The following is a 23,121-nucleotide window of genomic DNA, read 5'->3' as shown; positions in this document are numbered from 1 at the left end:
TCTCCTATTTCGTTGTAAAAAAGTCTGCGATTGGTCCTAAAGCCATCGCTGGTAAAAAGCTCAGTGCACCGATCACGATGATCACAATGATCAGCATCGTGACAAAGACTGGACTCGTGGTTGACAAGGTTCCTTCATTACGAACGGTTTTCTTTTTGGCCCCCATGTTTTCTGCCAGATACAAGATGGCTGCGATGGGAACGAAACGTGAAACGAACATCAAGATACTACCCAAACTATTCAGGAAAACAGTATCTGCGGTCAAGCCGCCAAAGGCACTCCCGTTGTTGTTGCTAAACGAAGTTGCTGCATACAACAGTTCGCTAAAGCCATGGGCGCCTTGGTTGGTTAGCCAGCTCATGATGTCAGGATGCAAGGTCATCAACATAGCCCCGAAAAGCGTCAGTAGCAATGGCGTCAAAATAATGATACTCGTCATTTTAATGTCAAAGGCTTCGATTTTTTTGCCGATATATTCTGGTGTTCGTCCGACGAGTAAACCAGCGATAAAGACCGTCAATAATAGAAAAGCGATCATGCCATAAAGTCCGCTTCCGACACCACCAAAGATGATTTCCCCCAGCTGCATCAAGAACATCGGAATCGCACCCCCGAGTGGTGTGAAACTATCCAGCATGGCATTGACTGATCCACTGGAAGCAGCGGTGGTACTCACTGCCCAGAGACTCGACCAACCGACACCGAAACGTACTTCTTTGCCTTCTAGATTGGCATTCCCAAGCACTTGACTGAATTGCGGTCCATAAGCTTCACTGATCACTACGCCAATAAAAGCTAGGATCAAAAAGACGGTTGCGGTGATCAAGATCGTACGTCCTTGTTTCCATTCTTTGATCCAAAAGCCAAAGGCAAAAATCAAAGCAGCTGGCAGCAACAAGATCGCTAAGTTTTCTAAAAAATTACTGAACATCGTTGGGTTTTCAAATGGATGGGCGGCGTTGGCGCCAAAGAACCCGCCGCCGTTGGTCCCTAATTGCTTGATGGCGATTTGACTCGCTACTGGTCCGAGCGCCATCCAAAAGGATTCCCCCTCAAATCCATTGACTTCCACGCCGCTGCTCAACGTTTGGACAACGCCTTGAGACAGGAGCAAGATCGCTAACATCAATGAAAGTGGCAAAAGGATATAGAGCAAGGAACGGGTGATGTCTTGCCAAAAATTCCCTACCGTACGTTTTTGCTTTTGCTGCAGCCCACGAATCAAGGCACACAGTACAGCTAGTCCTACTGCTGCTGATAAGAAATTTTGCACTGTTAATCCTAATGCTTGGGAAAGATTGGTCAGTGCTTCTTCCCCAGCGTAAGCTTGCCAGTTCGTGTTCGTCACAAAACTGACGGCTGTGTTCAATGCTAAGTCAAAAGACATATTCTCAACGGCTGCCCCTTGCGGTAACCAGTGCTGAACCATCAATAATCCGGTCAAGCCGATGATGGAAAAGACACTGACGGCCAAGACGGAAAATAGATAGGTTTTGGCCGTCATTTCTTTTTTGCTGACCGAACCAATCACTCGATAGGTCAACCGTTCAATGGGTTGAATAAAGCGGACAAACCGCGGTGTTTTTCCTTGCATGATTTCTTTGATATACCAGCCCAAAGGAACCGCTGCTGCTAGTAAGATCAGTAAAAATAAAAAGCCTTGCACAAAATAGCTACTCATCGTTCTCCCCCCTCAAACAAGTACCAAAAGAGATAGATCATTACGATCACTCCGATTATTCCTAAAACAAGATTCATATTCTTCACTCCTTCATGACGTAAGCATACGCAAAAAGAAATAAAAATAGTGTAAATCTTCTGCTAGCATCTTTATATCTTCTTTATACGGCTGCTTATCGGACAAGAAAACCGCAATACAGCAGGTATTAAAAAAAAACAGCGGATATCCTTCACGATATCCGCTGCTAGAGTCATTGCGACTTATTTCGTTTTTCTGCTTTTGATCGTGTGTTTCTTACGAAAGAAGACGATCCCCGCTAGAGCAACAAGGCTCACTCCTGCAATCGAATAGCCTTGAGTGATGGCTGTACCAGTCTTTGGTAGCAACCGTTTGTCCTTTGCGGTCGCTTTGGTTTGTTTGTCAGTCTGCCCTTCATTCGTTGGTTTTTGTTGCCCTTTGTCAGAATCATCTTTCTCTGGCTGCTGATCGTTCTCCTCTGGTTCTTCTGCTTTTTCAACGACTTTGATCGTCGCTGTGGCGGTGACTGCTTCTTGTGAGCGAGTACCAAATAAACGTGCGAAAAAGTTAGGAGTTGCTGCTTCATCAGTGACGATTGAATAAGTGACTTGATAGGTGCCCGTTTTCTTCGTATCCACCGAACCGCCCACCAGCAGTTGCTCCAATGCGAGTGACTTACCGTCACGATCTGTAGCGGAGACAAAATTGTCGGCTGCTGTCCAGTTATCACCGACATAAATCACGCTATCTTTCACAGTCACAGACGTTTGATCTGCCAACACGGTGATCGTGGCAGTTGCTTCGGCTTTGCCATTTCGATAAATGACTTGGTATTTTCCAGGCACATCAGTATTGACTGTACCGCTAATCAATACTTGATCATAATCAACTGCTTGTCCGCTTTTATCTGTTGCCGAGACAAAATTATCGACGGCTTGCCACTTCTCTCCTTCATAGATTGTACTATCTTTTGCTACGACCGTTTCTTCGTGAGCAACCACAGTGATTGTCGCTGTGGCGCTGACTTTTCCATTCGTATAAGTGACATCGTATGTGCCTTCTTGATTAGTATCGACGGTACCAGTAACGATTACTCCTGATAATTCAACCGTTGCTCCCGTTTTGTCTGTGGCTGAGACAAAGTTGTCGGCAGCTTGCCAGTCATCGCCGACATACAGAGTACTGTCTTTGGCTTTGACACTCGTTTGATCAGCTAACACGGTGATCATGGCTTTCGCTTCAGCTTTGCCATTGCGATAAATCACTTCATATTTCCCTGGTGTGGCGCTATCGACTGTGCCTACTGTTGTGATATCAGTCAGTTTTACTGCGTTACCGTCTTTATCTGTTGCCGATACAAAATTGTCGGCGGCTTGCCAGTCATCGCCTTCATAAATCGTACTATCTTTAGCGACTACCGTTTCTTGGTTGGCAACAACCGTAATCGTCGCCGTTGCTTTGACATGACCATTTTGGTAAACCACTGGGTACTCGCCTGCTTTGGAGGTGTCGACTGAGCCACTAACGGTTACTCCTGAAAATGGTAGGTTTGCTCCCGTTTTGTCTGTGGCTGAGACAAAGTTGTCGGCAGCTTGCCAGTCATCGCCGACATACAGAGTACTGTCTTTGGCTTTGACACTCGTTTGATCAGCTAACACGGTGATCGTGGCAGTCGCTTCGGCTTTGCCATTGCGATAAACCACTTCATATCTGCCTTCTTTAGAGGTGTCAACTGTGCCATCAACGGTTACTTCTGTTAGCGGCAATGCCTTGCCGTCTTTGTCTGTTGCGGAAAGAAAATTATCCGCGGCTTCCCATGAGTCACCTACATACAACGTACTATTTTTAGCTGCCACCGTTTCTTGGTTCGCAACAACCGTAATCGTAGCAATAGCTTCTGTTTTACCATTGCTATAAGTAACTTTGTACTGACCTTCTTTGCTCGTATTAACTGATCCACTAACAGTCACTCTTGAAAATGGTAGGTTTGCTCCTGTTTTATCCGTTGCCGAAACAAAGTTGTCGATTGCTTGCCACTCGTCACCAACATATAAGTTACTGTCTTTGGCTTTGACACTCGTTTGATCAGCTAACACGGTGATCATGGCTTTCGCTTCAGCATTGCCATTGCGATAAATCACTTCATATTTCCCTGGTGTGGCGCTGTCAACTGTCCCTACTGTTGTGATATTAGCCAGTTTTACTGCGTTGCCGTCTTTATCTGTTGCCGACACAAAGTTGTCGGCGGCTTGCCAGTCATCGCCTTCATAAATCGTACTGTCTTTAGCAACTACCGTTTCTTGGTTGGTAACAACCGTAATCGTCGCCGTTGCTTTTACTTTCCCGTTTTGATAAACCACTGGATATTGACCTTCTTTGGAAGTATCAACTGATCCACTAACGGTCACATTTGAAAATGGTACATTCGCTCCTGATTTGTCCGTTGCCGAAACAAAGTTATCAACCGCATGCCAATCGTCACCAACATACAAGGTGCTATCTTTGGCTTTAATTGATGTTTGATCAGCTAACACGGTGATCGTGGCTTTCGCTTCAGCTTTGCCATTGCGATAAATGACTTGGTATTCTCCTGGTACTTTCGTATCCACGTCACCACTGGTGGTGACTTCTGCCAAGCTTAACGGTTGTCCCTTCTTATCCGTTGCTGAAACAAAATTATCCGCAAGTTCCCATGAATCTCCAACATAAAGTGTACTATCCTTGGCAACGACTGTTTCTTGATTGGCAACCACGGTGATCGTCGCTGTTGCTTTTTGATTGCCGTTTTGATAGACCACTGGATATTGACCTTCTTTGGAAGTATCCACGGCTCCACTAACGGTCACTCCTGAAAATGGTACATTCGCTCCTGTTTTGTCCGTTGCCGAAACAAAGTTATCCACCGCATGCCAGTCGTCACCAACATACAAGGTGCTATCTTTAGCTTTAATTGATGTTTGATCAGCTAACACGGTGATCGTTGCTTTCGCTTCGGCTTTGCCATTGCGATAAATGACTTGGTATTCTCCTGGTGTGTCCGTATCAACTTCGCCGTTGATGGTCACTTCTGCGATTGTCACTGCGTTGCCATCTTTATCCGTTGCCGATAGAAAATTATCAGCTGCTGTCCATGCATCGCCTACATATAACGTGCTGTCTTTGGCTGTTACCGTTTCTTGGTTGGCAACCACGGTGATCGTCGCTGTCTCGCTCACGTTGCCATTCATGTATTTGACTTCATAAGTGCCGACTTTAGATGTGTCGACCTCGCCATTGACGGTAATTTCCGAGAAGGTCAACGCATTGCCGTGTTTGTCTGTCGCTGAAACAAAGTTGTCTTCAGCATGCCATTCATCTCCCACGTAGATCGTGCTATCTTTGGCGTCGATCGTCGACAAGTCTTCTTCTGGTGTGATGCCGACAGAAAGATGATTGCCCGTCCGGTTCACTTGCACCTCTTTACCAAGCTGAAGTTCCTGTGGTATGACGTAACCTTCTGGGACGTAGGAAACATAAAGCGTATAGTTCCCCGTATAAATATCAGTTAATTGGTATTCTCCATTTTCATCCGTTACGACAGAAACGATATCTCCAGTCAATTGATTCCAAAGCGTCAAAGTAACCCCCGCAATCTTCTCAGTTGGTTCTTCGGTATTATAAACATCAAGCGTCGCATTGGTTTTGTAGATGATCCCGCTGGAATCGCCTGCCGAAAATTGCAGATTGGCCACCGTCGAGGTAGCCGTCCGTTTGGCTTCCGACAAGGTATCGATCGTATCAGAAACGATCGTGGCTGAGGCTGAGATTTGGCCGGCGTTTTGTGAAAGGACGTTGTAACTGATTTCGATATTTTTCGTTAGAACATAGTTTGAAAAGACAAGCTGTACGTTCCCATCAACTTCTTTGACTTCATAGCTGTCATCTGGCACATTCGAAACAGTGATCGATCCTAAATCGATTTCGCCATTGGTGTTCCCTAACGATTTTAGAAGGATCGTTGGATTTGCTACTTTTTTCGAGCCATCATCGATATTTTTTGTCGTGACCTTGACCTGCGTCATGTTTTTCGTATTATTGACGGTATTTTGCGTAATGCCAATAATATCTGTCGCCGTATTGGATACTGAAACTGTGGCTGTGCCTTGCTGATTATTTGATAACGGTTCTTTTGCATAACCAGGTACATAAATCGTACTCATTTCCTGCCATCCATTGGCGTATTGATAGGAAATAATGTAGCGCCGATTGGTCGTCCCAAAATCAAAGGTATAATAGTTGGTTTCTTCATCATGGGTGATCGTTGGATAATTCGGATCGCTTTCCTTCATGGCTTGGTTATCATAATAACCGCGATCCCAATACTGTGGATAAATGCCACTGACTTGTTCATTGGAAACATCGATGATCGAAAACACGACATCGGTATTTTTCGGTACATGAGTTTCAACGGTCAAATCACTGATGGTATCTTGACGCGCGTTGACTAAAAACTGATTCTTACTGCTTTGGAGCGTGCGTTCAGAGTACAGTTTCCTACCGGTATAGACGGAGGTGTGAACCGTGTCAAGTCCCGTTGCGGAAATCGTGATTGGAATTGTATCATTAGGAATCGATTTTGTCGGTGCTAAACTGTCTGGCACGTAATTGAAGCCAATATCAAATTGAACGGAATAGGTAATGGGCGACGTAAAAGTGACCATCGTTCCGCCTGCTACTTCTTCAATCGTATAATCTTTTCCTAATGTGTAGTAAAAACTAACTTTTGGTACCTTTCTCAAAGAAAGATACTCTGGATGTTCAATAAACATTTGTAAATTTTCGATTGGTTGTGAGTTACTGCCTTCGATGTTGATGGAGGTATCACTCATGTAAGCACCATTTTGATCATAATTTCCCCAAGCCGTTTCAGCATTATTCGGATTAAGGACACTGATTGGTTCGACATAGTTGTCTTCAACGATTTTGAATTCTCTATTGGCGATCAACGGTGTCGAGACATTGAGAATGATATCTTTCTGATCAAAGGGTACGGTTATGTTCGTGGAACCAAGAGTGAGATTGCTGTCTTTTGTAGCGGTCACAATCAGTTTGTCCCCGTTATTTTCGACAGAAAAATAATCCGCAAAAGTCACATTTTGATAGAAGGCATCTCTTGCTGTTAACTGTTTCGCCGTGATCGGCTGTCCGTTTTGACTCGAAAGGATGATTTGTTGACCAGCTTTCATCTCCGTCGGCATTTGATGAATTGATACATAGTAGTTTCCTTTAGAAAGGCCATTCATAAAACTGGCAGAAGCAACCCCCATATAATACCTAGAATCGACTTCTTTTTCATCTTTGCTGGTTTTTGCGATAAAGGAAAACCCTCTGTTTTGGGCAGTTGTTTGTTTTAGCTGTACCGAACCAAATCCGGTCGTTGGATACCCTTTTGAAAAAGAAGCAGTATAATCCGTCAGCTCGGTCAGGCTCATCGTAAATTGATAAGAAACCCCATAAGCCTTTTGTTTGTCCATCTGTTTGATTTCAACAGCAGTATTGTAAAGACTATTTGAGGTGATCGTATAGTCCGTCCCTTCGACTAATGCTGTCTGTGTTTCTGGCTTGATCTTTCCTTTGATATCCACCTCATAGCTGAAAACTTTTAACGGTTGGGTCTCAATCTTTTTGAAGGAAGCTCCCGGCGTATCAACCAAATTCAGTGAAAGAGTTTCTGTTCCAGATAATGTCCGATCGGTATTGTAGTAAACCATTCCATCCATCCCAAAGACATTTCTTTCTGACACATATTGAATCGGATCGACCTCTTCATACAAATCAATCGCATAGCTTGTCTGGTTTTGATCGCCGATCTCAATCGTTAGCTGAGGCTTATCTTCTGAATATAGATAACTAGTCAACTCGATCGAAAAAGAGGCATCATGAACCGATTGATTAAACGTGATCATCAGTTGATGAGCTGCACTATCTACAGCCCACGATGCATTGATCGCTTCATTGGTTCCTTGCACATCACTAAAGCCAAGGCCTTGCGGCAAGTCAAAAACAGCAGTGGTGCCAGCGAAATAATCTTTGTCATTGATTTCAAAATCCAATTTCAGTTTCACTGGACTATTGTTTAAGATTCGTGTTTCTTCCGTTCGGCTGAATTCTTCGCCAGAAATGGTCAGCAGGGTGCCTTTTTCCAAAAGTTCTTGGTCATTGATGCGCGTGCTGACACGAGGTGTGTGTTGCTCTTCTTTGGTTTCTTTTGAATCGGATGTTGAAGAACTTTCTTGTCTCGCATGGCTAGAATCTTCCGTTCTATTTGAGGAAGCCGATGTGGTCGTTTCACTTGGTTCCGTGTTTTCTGAACCAGCTGATGATTCCTCTTTGTTCGCTTCGGAAGAATAATCTGTTTCAGCATCCTCAGCTGCTTGTGCTTCGTTTCCGTTAGCATCATTTGTCGATTCAGTCATCGTTTCTAGTAGTTGATCGGATTTGTCTAGCGTGTTGACGGTCTGTTCTTGTTCGGTTGTTTCCGCTATCGCCATGATCGGAGTGATCACTTGAGTGATTCCTAGTGCGGTAACAACGATCCCATGACGAATTCTTTTGCTTCTCTTATTCATTTTTTCCTCCAGTAAATGTATGTAGTTTTAACTGATTGCCTTACGGATTTTTTTCCCGACTTCTAACTCTTCTCCATTAAAAAAGCACAAAACATTGTTTGTTCGATCGATCATTTTGATTTGTCGCGCATTGATAATGTAGGATTTGAAGACGTTATAATACTCTGGCAGCTCTAATTGTTTGATCACCTTCAAGGAAGTTTCGAGGAATTCGATCGACTTTTTTTGGTGAAAAGCGATTCGGTTTCGCTCTCCTTTGATCGTTGTAATATAGTTGATTGCTTCTGCATCAACCACCATCAACTCTCTTTTACTGACGATTTTTAATAAGTGCTTTTTTCCGAGTAATGATCGTTTGACTTCGATCGCTTCCGTTAATAAATTTCTTAGCTGCATTGCCACCTCCTTTTCTTTTGTATCGATGATCCCTAAAGGACAGATAAGATTCAGTTTCTTGATTTCGATTTTGGAGGCATAGGCACCATAAAAAGCGATTTGACACTTTTTGCATTGTTCCCTCAAACTTCCTGCTAATTGAAAACTTCGATCAAATCCTTTCATTTCAATGGAAAATAAGAAGAGATCGTTCACATCTGTTAGGTATCCGTCAAGAAAAGGGGCTAATTCTTCAGGTGAAAGAATCTGCACTAAAGAATGCGGAACACGACTTTCCGTAATCATTTTCTTCATCAAATTCCCATTAAAAAAGTTGTCATCTACTATATAAACAGCGAAATTGCTCAAATTTGCAGACATCTTAATTCTCCTTTTTGCATCATTTCTAATTGTATTCTTAATCAAAAATGCCTGCTTGCACTTTCAAACGAATTAAAGAAGCATTCATGCAAAAAAGGTAGTTTAAATTAAAAACAAAGTAAGAAAAGACGCTGTAATTGGTCTAAACCTATTATAGATAAAAAGACACGCTAAAGAGTTTTCTTAAAGCTTTTATAAGGGAGTAAGCGTAGCCAACAGAAAAATATTATGTTTTTTTAACAATATCTACGACAGACTTTTAGGGAAGCGGAAACATTATTATGTGAAGTTTTATGATAATTCCATGTGAAAAAAAACGATCAGAACCGAACATCACAAACGTTATTTATTTTCCACTGGATGCTTCTCTCCTTTCAATGATTGAAGAACAATTATTCATCAGTGATGACATGACCTCCTATTGGTGAATGTCAAAATTTCTTCTTCACTGTTCTCAACAAAACGTGCGGAACCCGAAAAAACCATTTATTCTCAATGATAAATGGTTTTCTTTCCTGATTCTTTTTATGAGTGGTACTGCTTTTAGCTATTTGAAAACATTTCTTACTATAATAGTAGACTTTTCCTGCAACCACCGTTGATTTCCACTACCTGCTAATCATCACTTTTATTCAATGCTCGCTTCAGCTTACGATTATGCCAAATCAAATAGGCGATGATCAGACATAAAACACCACCAATCGATAAATAGAGAAGGATCGGCGAAGCGGTTTCTTCAATACTGACATCTTGCTCGTTTCTTTCTTGCGCTTCTTGCCTTGCAACTTGGAAGGTAGGCTCTCCTTGCCATTGTTGATCAGCTGCTTTGAGGGTCGTTTTTATTTCATACTCTCCTGATTGCAGTTCGTTTCCTTCTAATGGCAGTGCGTAATTCATTAACGCATTGGGCGCTAATTGGACCTCTTTTTCTCCTTTGATCGCTGTTGCTTGTCCATCATGAAACACTTCATAAGCCAGCGTGGCCTTACTAAGATAATTTGCCGCTGTATTTTCCACCGCTACGATGATGACATTGCGGCGATTGATTTCTTCCAGATGGGCTTCCTCAATCCGAACCGCTGGTGGGATGTCGGTTTCTTTGTTACGGAGCAACACCGCCACTTCTCTGGCTAGTAGGTTTTGGACATTTCCTTGAAATTCTTCACTGCCGGTTTGCTGGACGTATAGTCCCCCTGCCAAAATCCCATCAAAGGATTCAGATGGCATCTTGACTGTCAAGGAGATTTCTTTTTGCTCATTAGGGGCTAACGAAAGGGTTTCATCACTTAAAGTGACGAGTTCTTCGATCGCGTATGGAGCAGAAGGCGTTGCTTCTTCATTTGCCCCAGAGTACTCAACGACACCCGTCATGTTCGTGACCGCTCGATTAAAGGATAGCTGTAGATTGATTGGTTGCTCGCTTTTATTGGAAACCATGACCGCTAGTTTTTCTTCTGCCTTGGGCTCCAGCAACAAATCATAGTACATCAGCTCTTTGTCTTGCTGTGACTCTGGCAATTTGATTTGAACATCGAAGGTATCAAGCGAATCTGCTGCCCCCGTACTGCTCGTACCAATGAAAAATAAGACCGTTAGAATACTTACTACCCAATACTGAAATCCTTTGCCTCGAACTTTCTTCTGATGCATCCTGTCAGATCCTTTCTACACAAAATAGGAAAGAAAAATCAGCTAGCATAAAAAGCAGCCGCTCAGGCAAGCTGCTTTTTTTCTGCTAACTGTTACGCAATGACTACTGCCCTATGGGGTCGTCGGCGCACTACTGATCGTCCAAACGAGGGTCGTTTGGTAGGTTGCTGATTGTTTTTCCGTATTGGCTGGGATCGAAAGGGTGAATTGTTCTAAAGGCATCGACGTTTCACCGATCCCTTCGCCAGCATTGGCGGTCAAAAAAGCATACTCATTGTTGATCGCCGCAAAATCAAGCTCGCCATTGGCAATATCACTGGTTCCTGTTGGCGGCGAACTCAAGTTATTGGTCAACGTCCCCGTATCTACCGTTAATACCGCACCGTCCAACGTGCTGTCTCCTGCCGTAAATTGGGTTGCTTGCCGTACTTTGATCGCCCAAGAAGAGTTCGCCTGTCCTCGGTTATCGCTGACCGCAACTGCCCCTCTTTGCAGCGTTGACCCATCCACAGGTAGTCCAGTTCCATCCGTAGTAGCTACCCACGTTTCGGCATTTTCTGTTTGGATTTCATGGGCACCAAAATCTAAATTCGTTGGTAGCTGCGTATTGGGATCACTCCCGCCTTTATCCGGGTCAAACACGATGCCCCCAGAGGTATATTCTACGACACCGGTCGTGTCATCTGCTTGCACTGTCGCACCAATGCTAAGGGCAGTCAATACGCCCAATGCGCCTATTATCGATTTCTTTGAAATCATTTTGCCATCCTCCTTTTTTTGATGCAAAAGATCAATGTCAGACTAGTGAAGAATCCGCCTATTACGGGCAGCCAAAAGTGATTGATTTCTGAAAGCTGTGGCAGCGGTTCTTCTGCGTTAGTGACCGTTTCTTGACTGGTCGGTGGTTCAATTTCTTCATCAATGGAATCACTGCTAGCTGTTTCCGTTGGTCCTTCATAAAACTCAATGTTGCCGGTCGTCGTATTGGCTACTGCTGATGGAACGAAACTGTAGAAACTGCCGATCATCAAAACCAGAAGTAGCACAAGGGAATTTTTTTTCATTCGGCTCTTCCTTTTCAAGGTGTATCGGAAACGGTCCACACGACTGTGGCGCGATACTGACCTTGAAATTTAGGTGTTTTCTCAGGTACAAATAAATTGAACTGGGAAAAATTAACAGTCAGTCCACCAGTCGATGCCGCATTTTCCAACGTCACCACATTTTTTTCGACATTTTGCTGCAGGGCAATCGTTGCATTATCAGGTAAAACCACTCGACCGTCTGTAAATGACGAATTGACAGTTCCAAGCTGAACCCTTAATTCGGCAGCTGGCAATGTTCGCGTACCATTGACCCAATTGGTGGATTGTCTGACCTTGACTTGCCATTTTTTCTGACGATTGCGGGTAACATTGATCCGTAAAATCCCAGTTGTAGCTGCTGCGCTTTGGTCGCCGTTGGCGGTTGCCCGCCATGTCTCACTCTTTTTCGTTTGAATGGCATGCCGGCCAAAATTCAGCTGGGTCGGCAAATTCGTCCGATCCATCGTCAGTGCTTCGACCATAAAATAAATCATAGTTTGGCGACTGCTGATATTTAGCGCACTAAAGTTCAAGAGATTGATGTCCGTCGGCTTTGCCTTCAACACAGAAGCCGAAAAATTTGCGGTCCAATTTGCGGTCAACTGTCCTGGACCCGAAAGTAGCGTAGGAATTTGAACATCCGTTGCTCCTAAAACGGCTGCATCCGCCATTTGTTCTTGGACGGTTGCCAAATTGTTCAACGCTGACGTTACGGTGCTAAGCAAGGTATTCAGCAACCCTTGCAGCAATGCACGAACGACACCACCAATATTGATGCCGATCACTCGAATCTGGGTATTTTGAATTGCCGTGCTTAAATTCCGTAAAATTTGCGGGACATTGGTTCCTAAAACGACACCGAGGTTCGAACTCATATTGGCATACAACGCTTCTCTTTGGGTGGTGAACTGCAACGGACTGCTTATTTCTACATTGCCTAAATTACCAACAGTTTTTAGCAAGGAAATTTGCTGATTGACAGCTGTTAAATCGATTTGCACGATCCCGAGATTGAGATTTAAGGAGCTGGTCAAGGAATCAAGCGCTGTTAAGATCGCATTCAAAAGTGGGACATTGGCAATATTGACTGTGGTCGACGTTTTGATAGCTGCTGATCCATTGACACTGATGCTAGCTCTCAACTCTGTGGGGATCGCCAACAAAGCAAATTTATCCTCACCGTTGACATTGACAGAAGCATTCAAGCCCCCGTTCCCTTTGATTGAAAAAGTCACTGGTCGATTTGTCACACTGCCAATACAAGTGGCACTTGCTGAAGTATCACTTGTATTGGCACTCGTTAAATTGCTTAAAATTTCCACATCTAAAACATTCACTGCTGCTTCGGCTTCTTTGGTCGTTGTTAAAAGATACAAATTGACGAAACTGATGCTGGTCAACAAAAAAATCAACTGAGCGATCGTCCATTTGTAAAAACGTTTTTCCCTCCTCCTGTTTTCCATACCATTTCTAACCCTTTCTTTACGAAACGATGATCAATGCTTCAACATTTTGATTCACTAGAGATACCAGCGGAGGCTGTCCACTCCGCTGGTAAAGTCATGCTATTTTTGCTGGTCTTTTCTCTTTCTTGCTTTGAAGAACAAGCCGATTCCTCCGACAACGAAGACTGCTGCTCCAATCACTGAAGCGTACCAGGTTCCTTCTGATCCCGTTTTCGGTAAGAATTTACTTCCCCACCAGCTTTGGTTGTTATTGTTGCTGTTCCAATTATTGTTTCCCCAATTGCCCCAGTTGCCCCAAGCGCCGTTGCTTCCGTCGGTACCATTCGTACCATCAGAACCATTGGTGCCATCCGTGCCATCGCTACCGTCCGTGCCGTCAGTACCATCTGAACCATCCGTGCCATTGTCACCCGTTGGTACCACGATTGGTGTAGCTGCACTGCGGTATTCTCTGCCACCTGCTGTCACGATCGCCACAACATCAAGGGTTTCTTCTGGTGAAACATCCTCTGGATCTAATGTGATGCTAAATGCGCCATTCCCATTGGTCGTTCCAGTTCCGACAACGTCACCCGCTTCATTCAAGATTTCGATCGTCGCATTGGCTGGTCCATTCCCGAAGACTGGATAGCCATCGGTAGGATTGCCAGTGATCGTAGCAACCGGTGCATCAACCGTCAAAGCATCGACTACGGTCGTCGTCGGATCACTTAGGGTTTCGCCATCTGCTAAAGCAAGAACCGTAACGGTTTCACCTTCCGTCGCTTCCGCGGATAGCTCAACACGCCAGTCGCCATTTTGATTGGCGATCGTTGTGATTGGTCCTTCAGCCGCGAAGATGGTCAGGAATCTACTTGTTAACGGATCGCTGATGGTAACGGTGATCGTAGCACCTGGCTCACTCGTTCCGCTGATCGTTGTATCACCAGCCGTGACTGGGTCAATAGTTGGTGTATCTGTCTTGATGATTTCATCATCGACAGGTACGACGATTGGCGTCGCATTACTGCGATAGTCATCCCCACCAGCAGTGACGATCGCCACAACCGATAAGTTTTCTACTGGTGCGACATCCTCACTAGTCAATGTGATCGTGTAGTCACCATTTTCATCGGTAGTGCCTGTTCCAACGACATCCCCCGCTTCATTCAAAATTTCAATCGCTGCATTGGCAGGCCCGTTCCCAGTTACTGGATAGCCTTCTTGGGAATTCCCAGTAATGGATGCTGAAGGTGCGTTGACCGTGATGCCATTAACAACGGTCGTTGCTGGTTCACTGACGGTTTCTCCTTCGCTTTGCGCCACTGCTGTTACGATTTCATCCCGAGAAACTTCCGCAACCTCCACTGACCAATTTCCTGCTTCATCTGCTTCGGTTTCAACCGCTTCTTCGCCCGTTACCGTCACGGTGACCATCGCTCCCGCTACAGCAGTACCAGTGATGGTCGTGTCACCAGCTGTGACTGGTTCGATGATTGGTGTAGCGGTTTGATCGATCGTATTCTCAACGGGCACTACGATTGGTGTCGCATTACTCCGATAGTCTTTGCCACCAGCGGTGATGATCGCAACGACATTCAATGATTCTTCAGGAGAAACAGCTTCACCAGAAAGCGTGATCGTGTAGTTGCCATTTTCATCGGTAGTGCCTGATCCAATGACGTCACCCGCTTCATTCAAGATTTCAATCGCTGCATTTGGTGCTGCCATCCCCGTCACTGGGTAACCATCCTCTGGATTGCCAGTGATGGACGCTGTCGGTGCTGAAACCGTGATGCCATCCACACTCACTGTGATTGGTGCACTAGGATCTTTTTCAGGTGATTGGGCCACAACAGTGACGGTATCACCCTCCGAAACTTCAGGTACCTCAACTGTCCAATTGCCCTCTTCGTCCGTTTCGGTCGTGATTGGTTCATTTTCACCAATCGTTACCGTCACCGTTGAACCTGGTTCGGCAGTCCCGCTGATCGTCGTATCGCCAGCTTTGACGGGATCGATCGTTGGTGTTGCAGTTTGTTGCTCTTCTTGATCCAAAGGTACCACGATCGGTGTCGCGTTACTGCGGTATTCCTTGCCGCCAGCTGTCAGAACTGCAACGACGGTTAAGCTTTCCGCTGGTGCAACAGCTGTTGGTTCAAGAGTGATACTGTAGTTTCCTTCTGCGTCTGCAGTTCCTGAACCGACGATTTGTCCATCGCTATTCAAGATTTGTACGGTGGCATTGGCTGGTGCCGTTCCAGTTACTGGATAGCCGTCCGTGCTATTGCCTGTGATTGTTGCACTAGGAGCAGTGACCGTCAATGCACCTACACCAACTGTGACTGGAGCGCTTGGCTCTTTGTCAGGTGATTGTGCCACAACAGTGACTGCATCGCCTTCAGAAACTTCTGGTACTTCTGCCGTCCAATTGCCTTCGTCATCCGTTTCAGCCGTGATTGGTTCCGCATCTGGTACGGTGATCGTCACGGTCGAACCTGGTTCAGCCGTTCCGCTGATGCTGGTATCCCCCGCCGTGATTGGATCGATCGTTGGTGCAGCTGTCTGATCCACTACCGTATCTGCTGGTACGATGACCGCTGTTGGATTACTGCGGTACTCTTTCCCACCAGCTGTAACGATGGCAACGACGTTTAAGGTTTCTTCTGGATCGACAGTTTCAGCAGTTAAGGCCACTGTATAGTTGCCGTCTCCATCAGCAGTGCCTGTTCCTACGACTTCATTGGCTGCGTTCAAGATCTCGATCGCTGCATTGGCTGGTGCTGTCCCAGTCACTGGGTAGCCATCCGTGCTGTTGCCGCTGATGGAAGCTGTTGGTGCTTCGACTGTCACTCCTTCAACGATGACAGTGATTGGATCACTTGGGTCTTTGCCGTCACTGTCTGCGACGACTGTGATGGTATCCCCTTCAGACAATTCAGGGACATCGACACTCCAGTTGCCTTCGTCATCTGTTTCGGCGGTCTCTTCTGTGCCATCCGGTAGTGTTACAGTTACAGTTGAGCCTGGTTCGGCGGTTCCGCTAACTGTTTCATCGCCTGCTTTGATTGGATCAACCGTTGGTGCCGTTGTTTGGTTTTCACCTGGTTCAGCTGGCACCATGATCGGTGTCGCTGGACTGCGATAATCCTTGCCACCAGCTGTGACCACCGCAACCACCGTCAAGTTTTCTTCAGGAGAGACGTCTTCACTGGTCAAATTGATCGTGTAAAGCCCTGCATCATCGGTCGTACCCGTTTCAACTATCTCGCCAGCTTCATTCAAGATTTCGATGGTCGCATTCGCTGGTCCTGTTCCAGTCACTGGATAGCCATCGGCTGCATTGCCACTGATGGACGCACTAGGCGCCGCCACCGTTAATGCCCCGACCGTGATCGTTGCTGGTGTACTTGGTGTTTCATTTTCTATCTCTGCCACTGCCGTAACAGTCGTTCCTTCTGCAAGCGCTGGTACCTCAGCTTGCCAATTACCCTCATCATCAACTTCAGCGGTGATTGGGTCTTGCTCACCGACCGTCACGCTGACTGTTGCTCCTGGCTCGGCTGTTCCGCTGATTTCTGTTGCGCCAGCCACTGCTGGATTAATCGTTGGTGTCGCCGTTTGATCCGCTGGCACCACGACAGCCGTTGGTTGACTACGGAAGTCATCCCCACCTGCGGAAACGATGGCAACGACACGAACCGTTTCCCCCGCTGATGCTTCTTCACTGGTCAAGGTAACGGTGTAAACGCCATTTTCATTGACTGTTCCTGTGCCAATCACTTGATCATCAGCATTTAAGATTTCGATTGCCGCATTGGCTGGTGCTGTACCAGTTACTGGATAGCCATCTTCACTATTGCCAGAAATCGTTACCGTTGGTGCTGCCACGATCAGCCCTTGCACCGTCACTGTAACTGGTAAACTTTCTGTTTTGCCGTCTGCCAAGGCAGTAACTGTCAAGACATCATCTAGAGAAACCGTCGGCACAGTTGCCGTCCACTCACCTTCGTCATTCGCTGTTGCAGTGTAAATATTGCCGCTTGGTAGTTCAACCGTCACCTCTGCCCCAGGTTCAGCCGTTCCGCTAACAGTTGTAGCCCCAGCAACCACGGGTGCGACAGTCGGTGCTGCTGTTTGGTCTTCTGCGTTATCTTCTGGCACCACGATAGTAGTTGCTGGACTGCGGTATTCTTGACCGCCAGCTGTTACCACTGCCACCACTCGCAAGGTTTCTGCTGGAGAAACACCTTCTGTCAAGGTGATCGTATACTCACCGTCTCCATTGGCAGTCCCACTGCCCACCACTTCATTGGCATCATTTAAGATTTCAATGGCTACGTTGGCTGGTGCTGTCCCTGTGACTGGATAGCCGTCAGTACTGTTGCCAGTGATCGTTGCGGTTGGTGCTGCCACGTTCAAGGCACCGACACCGACACTGATTGGTTCACTTGGATCTTTGCCTTCAGCTTCCGCAACCACTGTGACCGTGTCGCCTTCTGAAAGCTCTGGTACGGTGACCGTCCAATTGCCTTCCTCATCCGTTTCGGCAGTCACTGGATCTTCTCCAGAAATCTCCACCGTCACCATTGAACCAGGTTCGGCCGTTCCTCCGACGGATGTATCCCCTGCTTGCACTGGATCGATCGTTGGTGCGGTCGTTTGGTCTGCTGGGACCACGATGGAAAGCGGCGCACTGCGGTATTCATCGCCGCCAGCGGTTACCACTGCCACCACCTGAAGTGGTTCTGAAGGATCAACATCACTGCTGCTCAAGGTGATGCTGTAGGCACCTTCCCCATTTGCTTCGCCACTGCCGACAACCTCATCGGCTGCATTTAAGATCTCAATCGCTGCATTCGGCGTGGCCGTTCCTGTAACTGGATACCCATCGGTACTATTGCCGCTGATCGCTGCTGTCGGTGTCGCCACACTAAGTGGATTTACGACGACCGTTGCTGCATCACTTGGTGTTTCCCCATCAAGGGTCGCTACCACGGAAACTATTTCTCCTTGAGAAACCTCGGGCACCGTTGCCGTCCAATTGCCTTCGTCATCTGCTTCGGCAGTGACTGGCTCTGCGTCACCAATCGTTACCGAGACTGTTGCGCCAGGTTCAGCTGTACCACTGATGGTGGTGTCGCCGGCTGTCACTGATTCAATCGTTGGGACTGCAGTTTGATCCAAAGGTACTGTGATTGGTGCAGCCGCACTGCGGTAATCTTGACCACCGGCTGTGACTACCGCCACTACCCGTAAGGTTTCAGCTGGAGACGCATCATCACTCGTCAACGTGATCGTGTATTGGCCTTCGTCATTGGCAGTGCCAGTACCTACTACTTCGTCATCGGCATTCAAGATTTCGATGGCTGCATTGGCTGGTGCCGTTCCCGTTACTGGGTACCCATCGGTACTATTGCCACTGATCGTCGCGGTTGGCGTAGCAATCATCAATCCATTGACCCCAACACTGATTGGTGCACTTGGGTCTTTGTCTGGTGCTTGTGCGACCACTGTGACGGTTTCTCCTTCAGAAACTTCAGGAACTTCAACCGTCCAGTTGCCCTCGTCATCGGCTTCACCAGTCACAGGTTCTTCACCTGGGATCGTTACCGTCACCGTAGCGCCTGGTTCGGCAGTCCCACTGATCGTCGTGTCCCCTGCATTGATTGGGTCGATGGTTGGTAATGCTGTTTGTTCAAGCTCATCTGCTGGGACCGTCACTGGTGTGGCAGGACTGCGGTACTCATCCCCGCCAGCTGTTACGATCGCAACGACAGACAAGGTTTCTTCTGGTGCTGCATCGGCTGGTGCGATGGTTACCGTATAGTTTCCATCCCCATCGGCTGTGCCAGTACCAATCACATCGCCTGCTTCATTCAGTACTTCGATCGCTGCATTCGCTGGTGCAGTCCCCGTGATTGGATAGCCATCGGTACTATTGCCGCTGATGATCGCTGTCGGTGCTGCCACCGTCACTCCTGCGACCCCGACGCTGATTGGCGCGCTTGGCTCTTTGCCTTCAGCTTCCGCAACGACTGTGACTGTATCGCCACCAGAAACTGCTGGCACTTCTGCAAGCCAGTTTCCTTCGTCATCCGTTTCAGCCGTTACTGGTTCTTGATCCGTGATCGTCACAGTAACCGTCGACCCTGGTTCTGCCGTTCCGCTAATCGTGGTATCACCCGCTGTAACCGGATCGATCGTTGGTGTCCCTGTTTGTTCAATGTCTGCTGGTACGGTGATTGGTGTGGCATTACTGCGGTAGTCTTGACCGCCTGCTGTCACAACTGCCACCACCTGCAAGGCTTCTTCTGGCGCCACATCGGCTGGATCTAAGGTCACGGTATAAGCACCCGTGTCATCCGCCGTCGTGCTACCAACAACATCGCCTGCTTCATTCAAAATCTCAATTGCCGCATTCGGTGTCGTTGTTCCGCTGACTGGATAGCCATCCGTGCTATTGCCTGTGATGGAAGCGCTCGGTGCACTGACCGTAACACCATCAACGGTCACGGTAATCGGTGCACTTGGATCTTTGCCTTCGGCCTCGGCAACGACTGTTACCGTATCGCCTTCTGATAATTCAGGAACCGTCGCTTCCCAGTTGCCTTCGTCATCGGCTTCTGCCGTGATCGGACCGCCTTCAGGCAGCGTGATCGTCACTGTTGCCCCTGGTTCAGCCGTTCCGCTGACAGTCGTATCCCCAGCTGTTACTGGGTTGATCGTTGGTGTTTCCGTCAAGTTTTCTACATCATCTGCAGGAACTACAAGCGGTGTGCCTGTACTGCGATAGTCTTCACCACCAGCCGTCACGATCGCTTCCACCCGCAAGTTGTCGCCAGCTGCCACCTCTTGAGGATCAAGGGTGATCGTGAAGTTGCCATCGTCATCGGCTGTTCCACTACCAACGACATCGCCTGCTTCATTCAAAATTTCAATCGCTGCATTGGCAGTCGCTGTTCCCGTTACTGGATACCCATCTGTGCTATTTCCAGTGATCGTAGCTGTTGGCGCCGCCACAGTTAAACCGCTTACGCTCACGGTGATTGGGGCACTCGGATCTTTGCCTTCAGACTCAGCTACGACCGTCACGGAATCGCCTTCTGCCAATTCAGGAACCGTTGCTTCCCAGTTGCCTTCATCATCGGCTTCAGCCGTGATTGGGTCGCCTTCAGGAAGCGTGATCGTTACCGTTGCCCCCGGTTCGGCTGTCCCACTAACAGTTGTATCTCCAGCACTGACTGGATCGATCGTTGGTGTTTCCGTCTGCAGGATATCTGCAGGCACCACAACAGGTGTTGGGTTGCTTCGATAGGTTTCGCCGCCAGCGGTCACAACCGCTGTCACATTCAGGGTTTCTTCCGCGGCAACATCCGCTGGATCTAACGTCACCGTATAAACGCCATTCTCATTGGCAGTACCTGTTCCGACAATTTCGCCATCCGCATTGGTGATCTCAATGGCCGCATTTGGTGCAGCTGTTCCAGTCACTGGATAGCCCTCTTGACTATTTCCTGTGATCGAAGCCGTTGGGGCATTGACCGTCAAGGCGGACACGGTGGTACTTGCTGGCTGACTTGGTGTTTGTCCTTCTAGTTCGGCGACAGCTGAAACCGTATCGCCCTCTGACACTTCGTCCACATCAACACGCCAATTGCCCTCTTCATCGGCTTCCGTCACGATCGGATCTGCACCGTTGACCGTCACAGTAATCGAGGCACCAGGCTCAGCCGTTCCGCTGACGCTTGTATCCCCGGCAGTCACTGGTTGGATCGTTGGTGTTCCCGTTTGTTGCTCGGCATCGTCTGCTGGAACGACGATTGGCGTATTGCCACTGCGGTACGTTTGACCGCCAGCAGTAACGATTGCAGCAACATTCAAGTTTTCATTTTCTGCTACATCTGCTGGGTTCAACGTGATACTGTAGTTGCCGTTCTCATTTGCCGTGCCAGTGCCAACGACTTCACCCTCGGCATTGGTGATTTCAATGGCTGCATTTGCTGCGGCTGTCCCCGTCACAGGATACCCATCGGTGCTGTTTCCTGTAATCGAAGCCGTTGGGGCATTGACCACTGGTGCTGCTACCGTTGCCGTCGCAGGTTCACTCGCTGATTCCCCATCCGCTTCCGCTACTGCTGTGACTGTATCACCTTCTACCAATTCAGGGACATCGGTCGTCCAATTGCCGTCACCATCTGCGGTTGTGGTAATAGGTGCACCGCCGTTGATCGCCAATGTTATGGCTGCGCCTGGCTCAGCTGTTCCGCTGATCGTCGTTTCCCCTGCTGTCAATGGATTGATCGTTGGTGTATCGGTTTGATCTTCTGGTGTGTCTGGTGCAAACCAAATCGAGTTATTGCCATCAGCATCCGTAAATAAATCAATGGTGATGAGGTCAAGCTGAGACATCGTTGCTTCGAAGCGAGCTTCGTAAGGAGTGGAAGGATTCGCCACACCATTTTCAACCAATTGCGCATAGGTCGGACTGGTAACATTCGTTGGAATCACCACATTGGTTTGACCTAAAACAGAAGCAGAAGCAACCTGATCTGCTAGATTGGTCGTAGCATTCAAGACATTTTGAGCAGTTTCAACCGTGCCATTTAAAGTCGCTTTGGCGGTATTGACCGTCGTTTGTACCAGTGTATTGATCCCGCTGATCAAGGTACCAATTCCTGGGATGCCGCTGGCACCATCTAGAATACTGACTTGGATCTGTGCCGCTTGTAAATTATCAAGAATTTGATTGATGCGCTGATTGACAACGATAAATAAACCATCATCCACATTGGCAATCAGGGCACGTTCGTTTTCGGTTAATCCAGCTGGAACTTCAAAATTCGCTTGGCCAAATTGTCCAAGTTGATTTAATAAGTCTAACTGGGTCGTAATTTCAGCTAAGTTGACGGAGATCACTTCGCTAACATCCACGATTGAAGCCGCCGTATACAACGGATTCGGCAAGCCACCAATGACTGTTGGCGGAATATCCAATGCGTCAGCTAAATTTTGATTGACGATCCCATCCACCGTGCTGATCAAGGTATCGACTGCTGGTGTGACTGTTCCGATCAATGTTTGCAAGGCTGGGAAATTCCCCAGTTGTAGTGTCACATTGGTCGAAATTGATGCATTTCCTGCCGGTTGAACCAAACCAGTAAGTCCTTGAGGAACCCCAACCACCGCGACTTTATCCCCGTTCAAGACATCAACCGTTACTGCATTTGATCCAGAAATCGAGAAATTGACTTGGTTCGTTGCCCCAGGCGTTGCATAAGGTGCAGACGCACTCGTGCCTGAGTTATTAGACGCTGTGATATCTGAGAAAAGTTCAGCTGAAACCAAAGCAGCTTCAACCGTCGTTGGTGCCCATAACAAACTTGCTGGCACGACCACCGTACTCGTCAACAACATCCCACTGACAGTTAAATTCGCAATAATGTTTTTCTTTGTTCGAACGCGTGTGTTTTTCTTTGAATCCATGAGCTTTTTGTAATTAATGCCTTTCATTCATTCTCCTCCTGTTCGAAAAAATTTAACCGACAAAAGATAAAACTGATGATCTCTGGAATGATTCCTGCCCCCTTTTAAACCAGATGAAAATCTATTTCAACCCAACACCCAAAGGCATAGAGAGAAAACAAAAGTTACCGATCGCAAAGCGAAGATTTTTCCGCATGCTTTCTGAAAAACCCAGTGATTTTTGTTCAAATCGTTTCACAGCATTTTAGAACGCACTTGTGAAACTCAAAAATTAAATAACTAAACAAACACACTGTGTACCAAAATTCTAGCAAATTTATTTCTTTCCAACAAATTATAAACACGATAAATAATTAAAAAAACACTGAAATTAACGTTACAAAACATAAAAT

General features: G+C 47.0%; 8 protein-coding genes. All 8 read right to left on the bottom strand.

Annotation, left to right across the window (positions count from 1 at the left end):
* Positions 1-4: 4 nt before the first annotated feature.
* Positions 5-1,681, bottom strand: a complete 1,677-nt coding sequence (gene kdpA, locus IGI73_RS05465; RefSeq protein WP_428206402.1) for a potassium-transporting ATPase subunit KdpA — start codon at positions 1,679-1,681, stop codon at positions 5-7.
* 260 nt (positions 1,682-1,941) lie between these two features.
* On the bottom strand, positions 1,942-8,307 hold the full coding sequence (locus IGI73_RS05460) for a bacterial Ig-like domain-containing protein (RefSeq protein WP_428206403.1): 6,366 nt from the start codon (positions 8,305-8,307) through the stop codon (positions 1,942-1,944).
* A gap of 27 nt (positions 8,308-8,334) precedes the next feature.
* Positions 8,335-9,063 (bottom strand): LytTR family transcriptional regulator DNA-binding domain-containing protein, encoded by a 729-nt coding sequence (locus IGI73_RS05455; protein ID WP_015509411.1) that lies wholly within the window; start codon positions 9,061-9,063, stop codon positions 8,335-8,337.
* Between the two features lie 615 nt (positions 9,064-9,678).
* Positions 9,679-10,713: a DUF916 and DUF3324 domain-containing protein gene (locus IGI73_RS05450; protein ID WP_428206404.1), complete on the bottom strand. Its 1,035-nt coding sequence runs from the start codon at positions 10,711-10,713 to the stop codon at positions 9,679-9,681.
* A 111-nt stretch (positions 10,714-10,824) separates the two neighbouring features.
* Complete coding sequence (locus IGI73_RS05445; protein WP_428206405.1) at positions 10,825-11,472, bottom strand: WxL domain-containing protein; 648 nt, start codon at positions 11,470-11,472, stop codon at positions 10,825-10,827.
* On the bottom strand, positions 11,469-11,777 hold the full coding sequence (locus tag IGI73_RS05440; RefSeq protein ID WP_428206406.1) for a hypothetical protein: 309 nt from the start codon (positions 11,775-11,777) through the stop codon (positions 11,469-11,471). The genes IGI73_RS05445 and IGI73_RS05440 overlap by 4 nt, the downstream gene beginning before the upstream one ends.
* 14 nt (positions 11,778-11,791) lie before the next feature.
* Positions 11,792-13,261: an adhesive domain-containing protein gene (locus IGI73_RS05435; RefSeq protein WP_438759131.1), complete on the bottom strand. Its 1,470-nt coding sequence runs from the start codon at positions 13,259-13,261 to the stop codon at positions 11,792-11,794.
* Positions 13,262-13,363: 102 nt separating this feature from the next.
* A complete protein-coding gene (locus IGI73_RS05430) occupies positions 13,364-22,756 on the bottom strand; it encodes an Ig-like domain-containing protein (protein WP_438759130.1) in 9,393 nt (3,130 codons plus the stop codon).
* Positions 22,757-23,121: the final 365 nt, after the last annotated feature.

The sequence above is a fragment of the Enterococcus sp. DIV0755f genome, from assembly GCF_051713725.1.
In the GTDB taxonomy this organism is placed as follows: domain Bacteria; phylum Bacillota; class Bacilli; order Lactobacillales; family Enterococcaceae; genus Enterococcus_D; species Enterococcus_D casseliflavus.
Note: the sequence above shows the minus strand (reverse complement) of the source record. Positions and strands in the feature narration are given on the sequence as shown.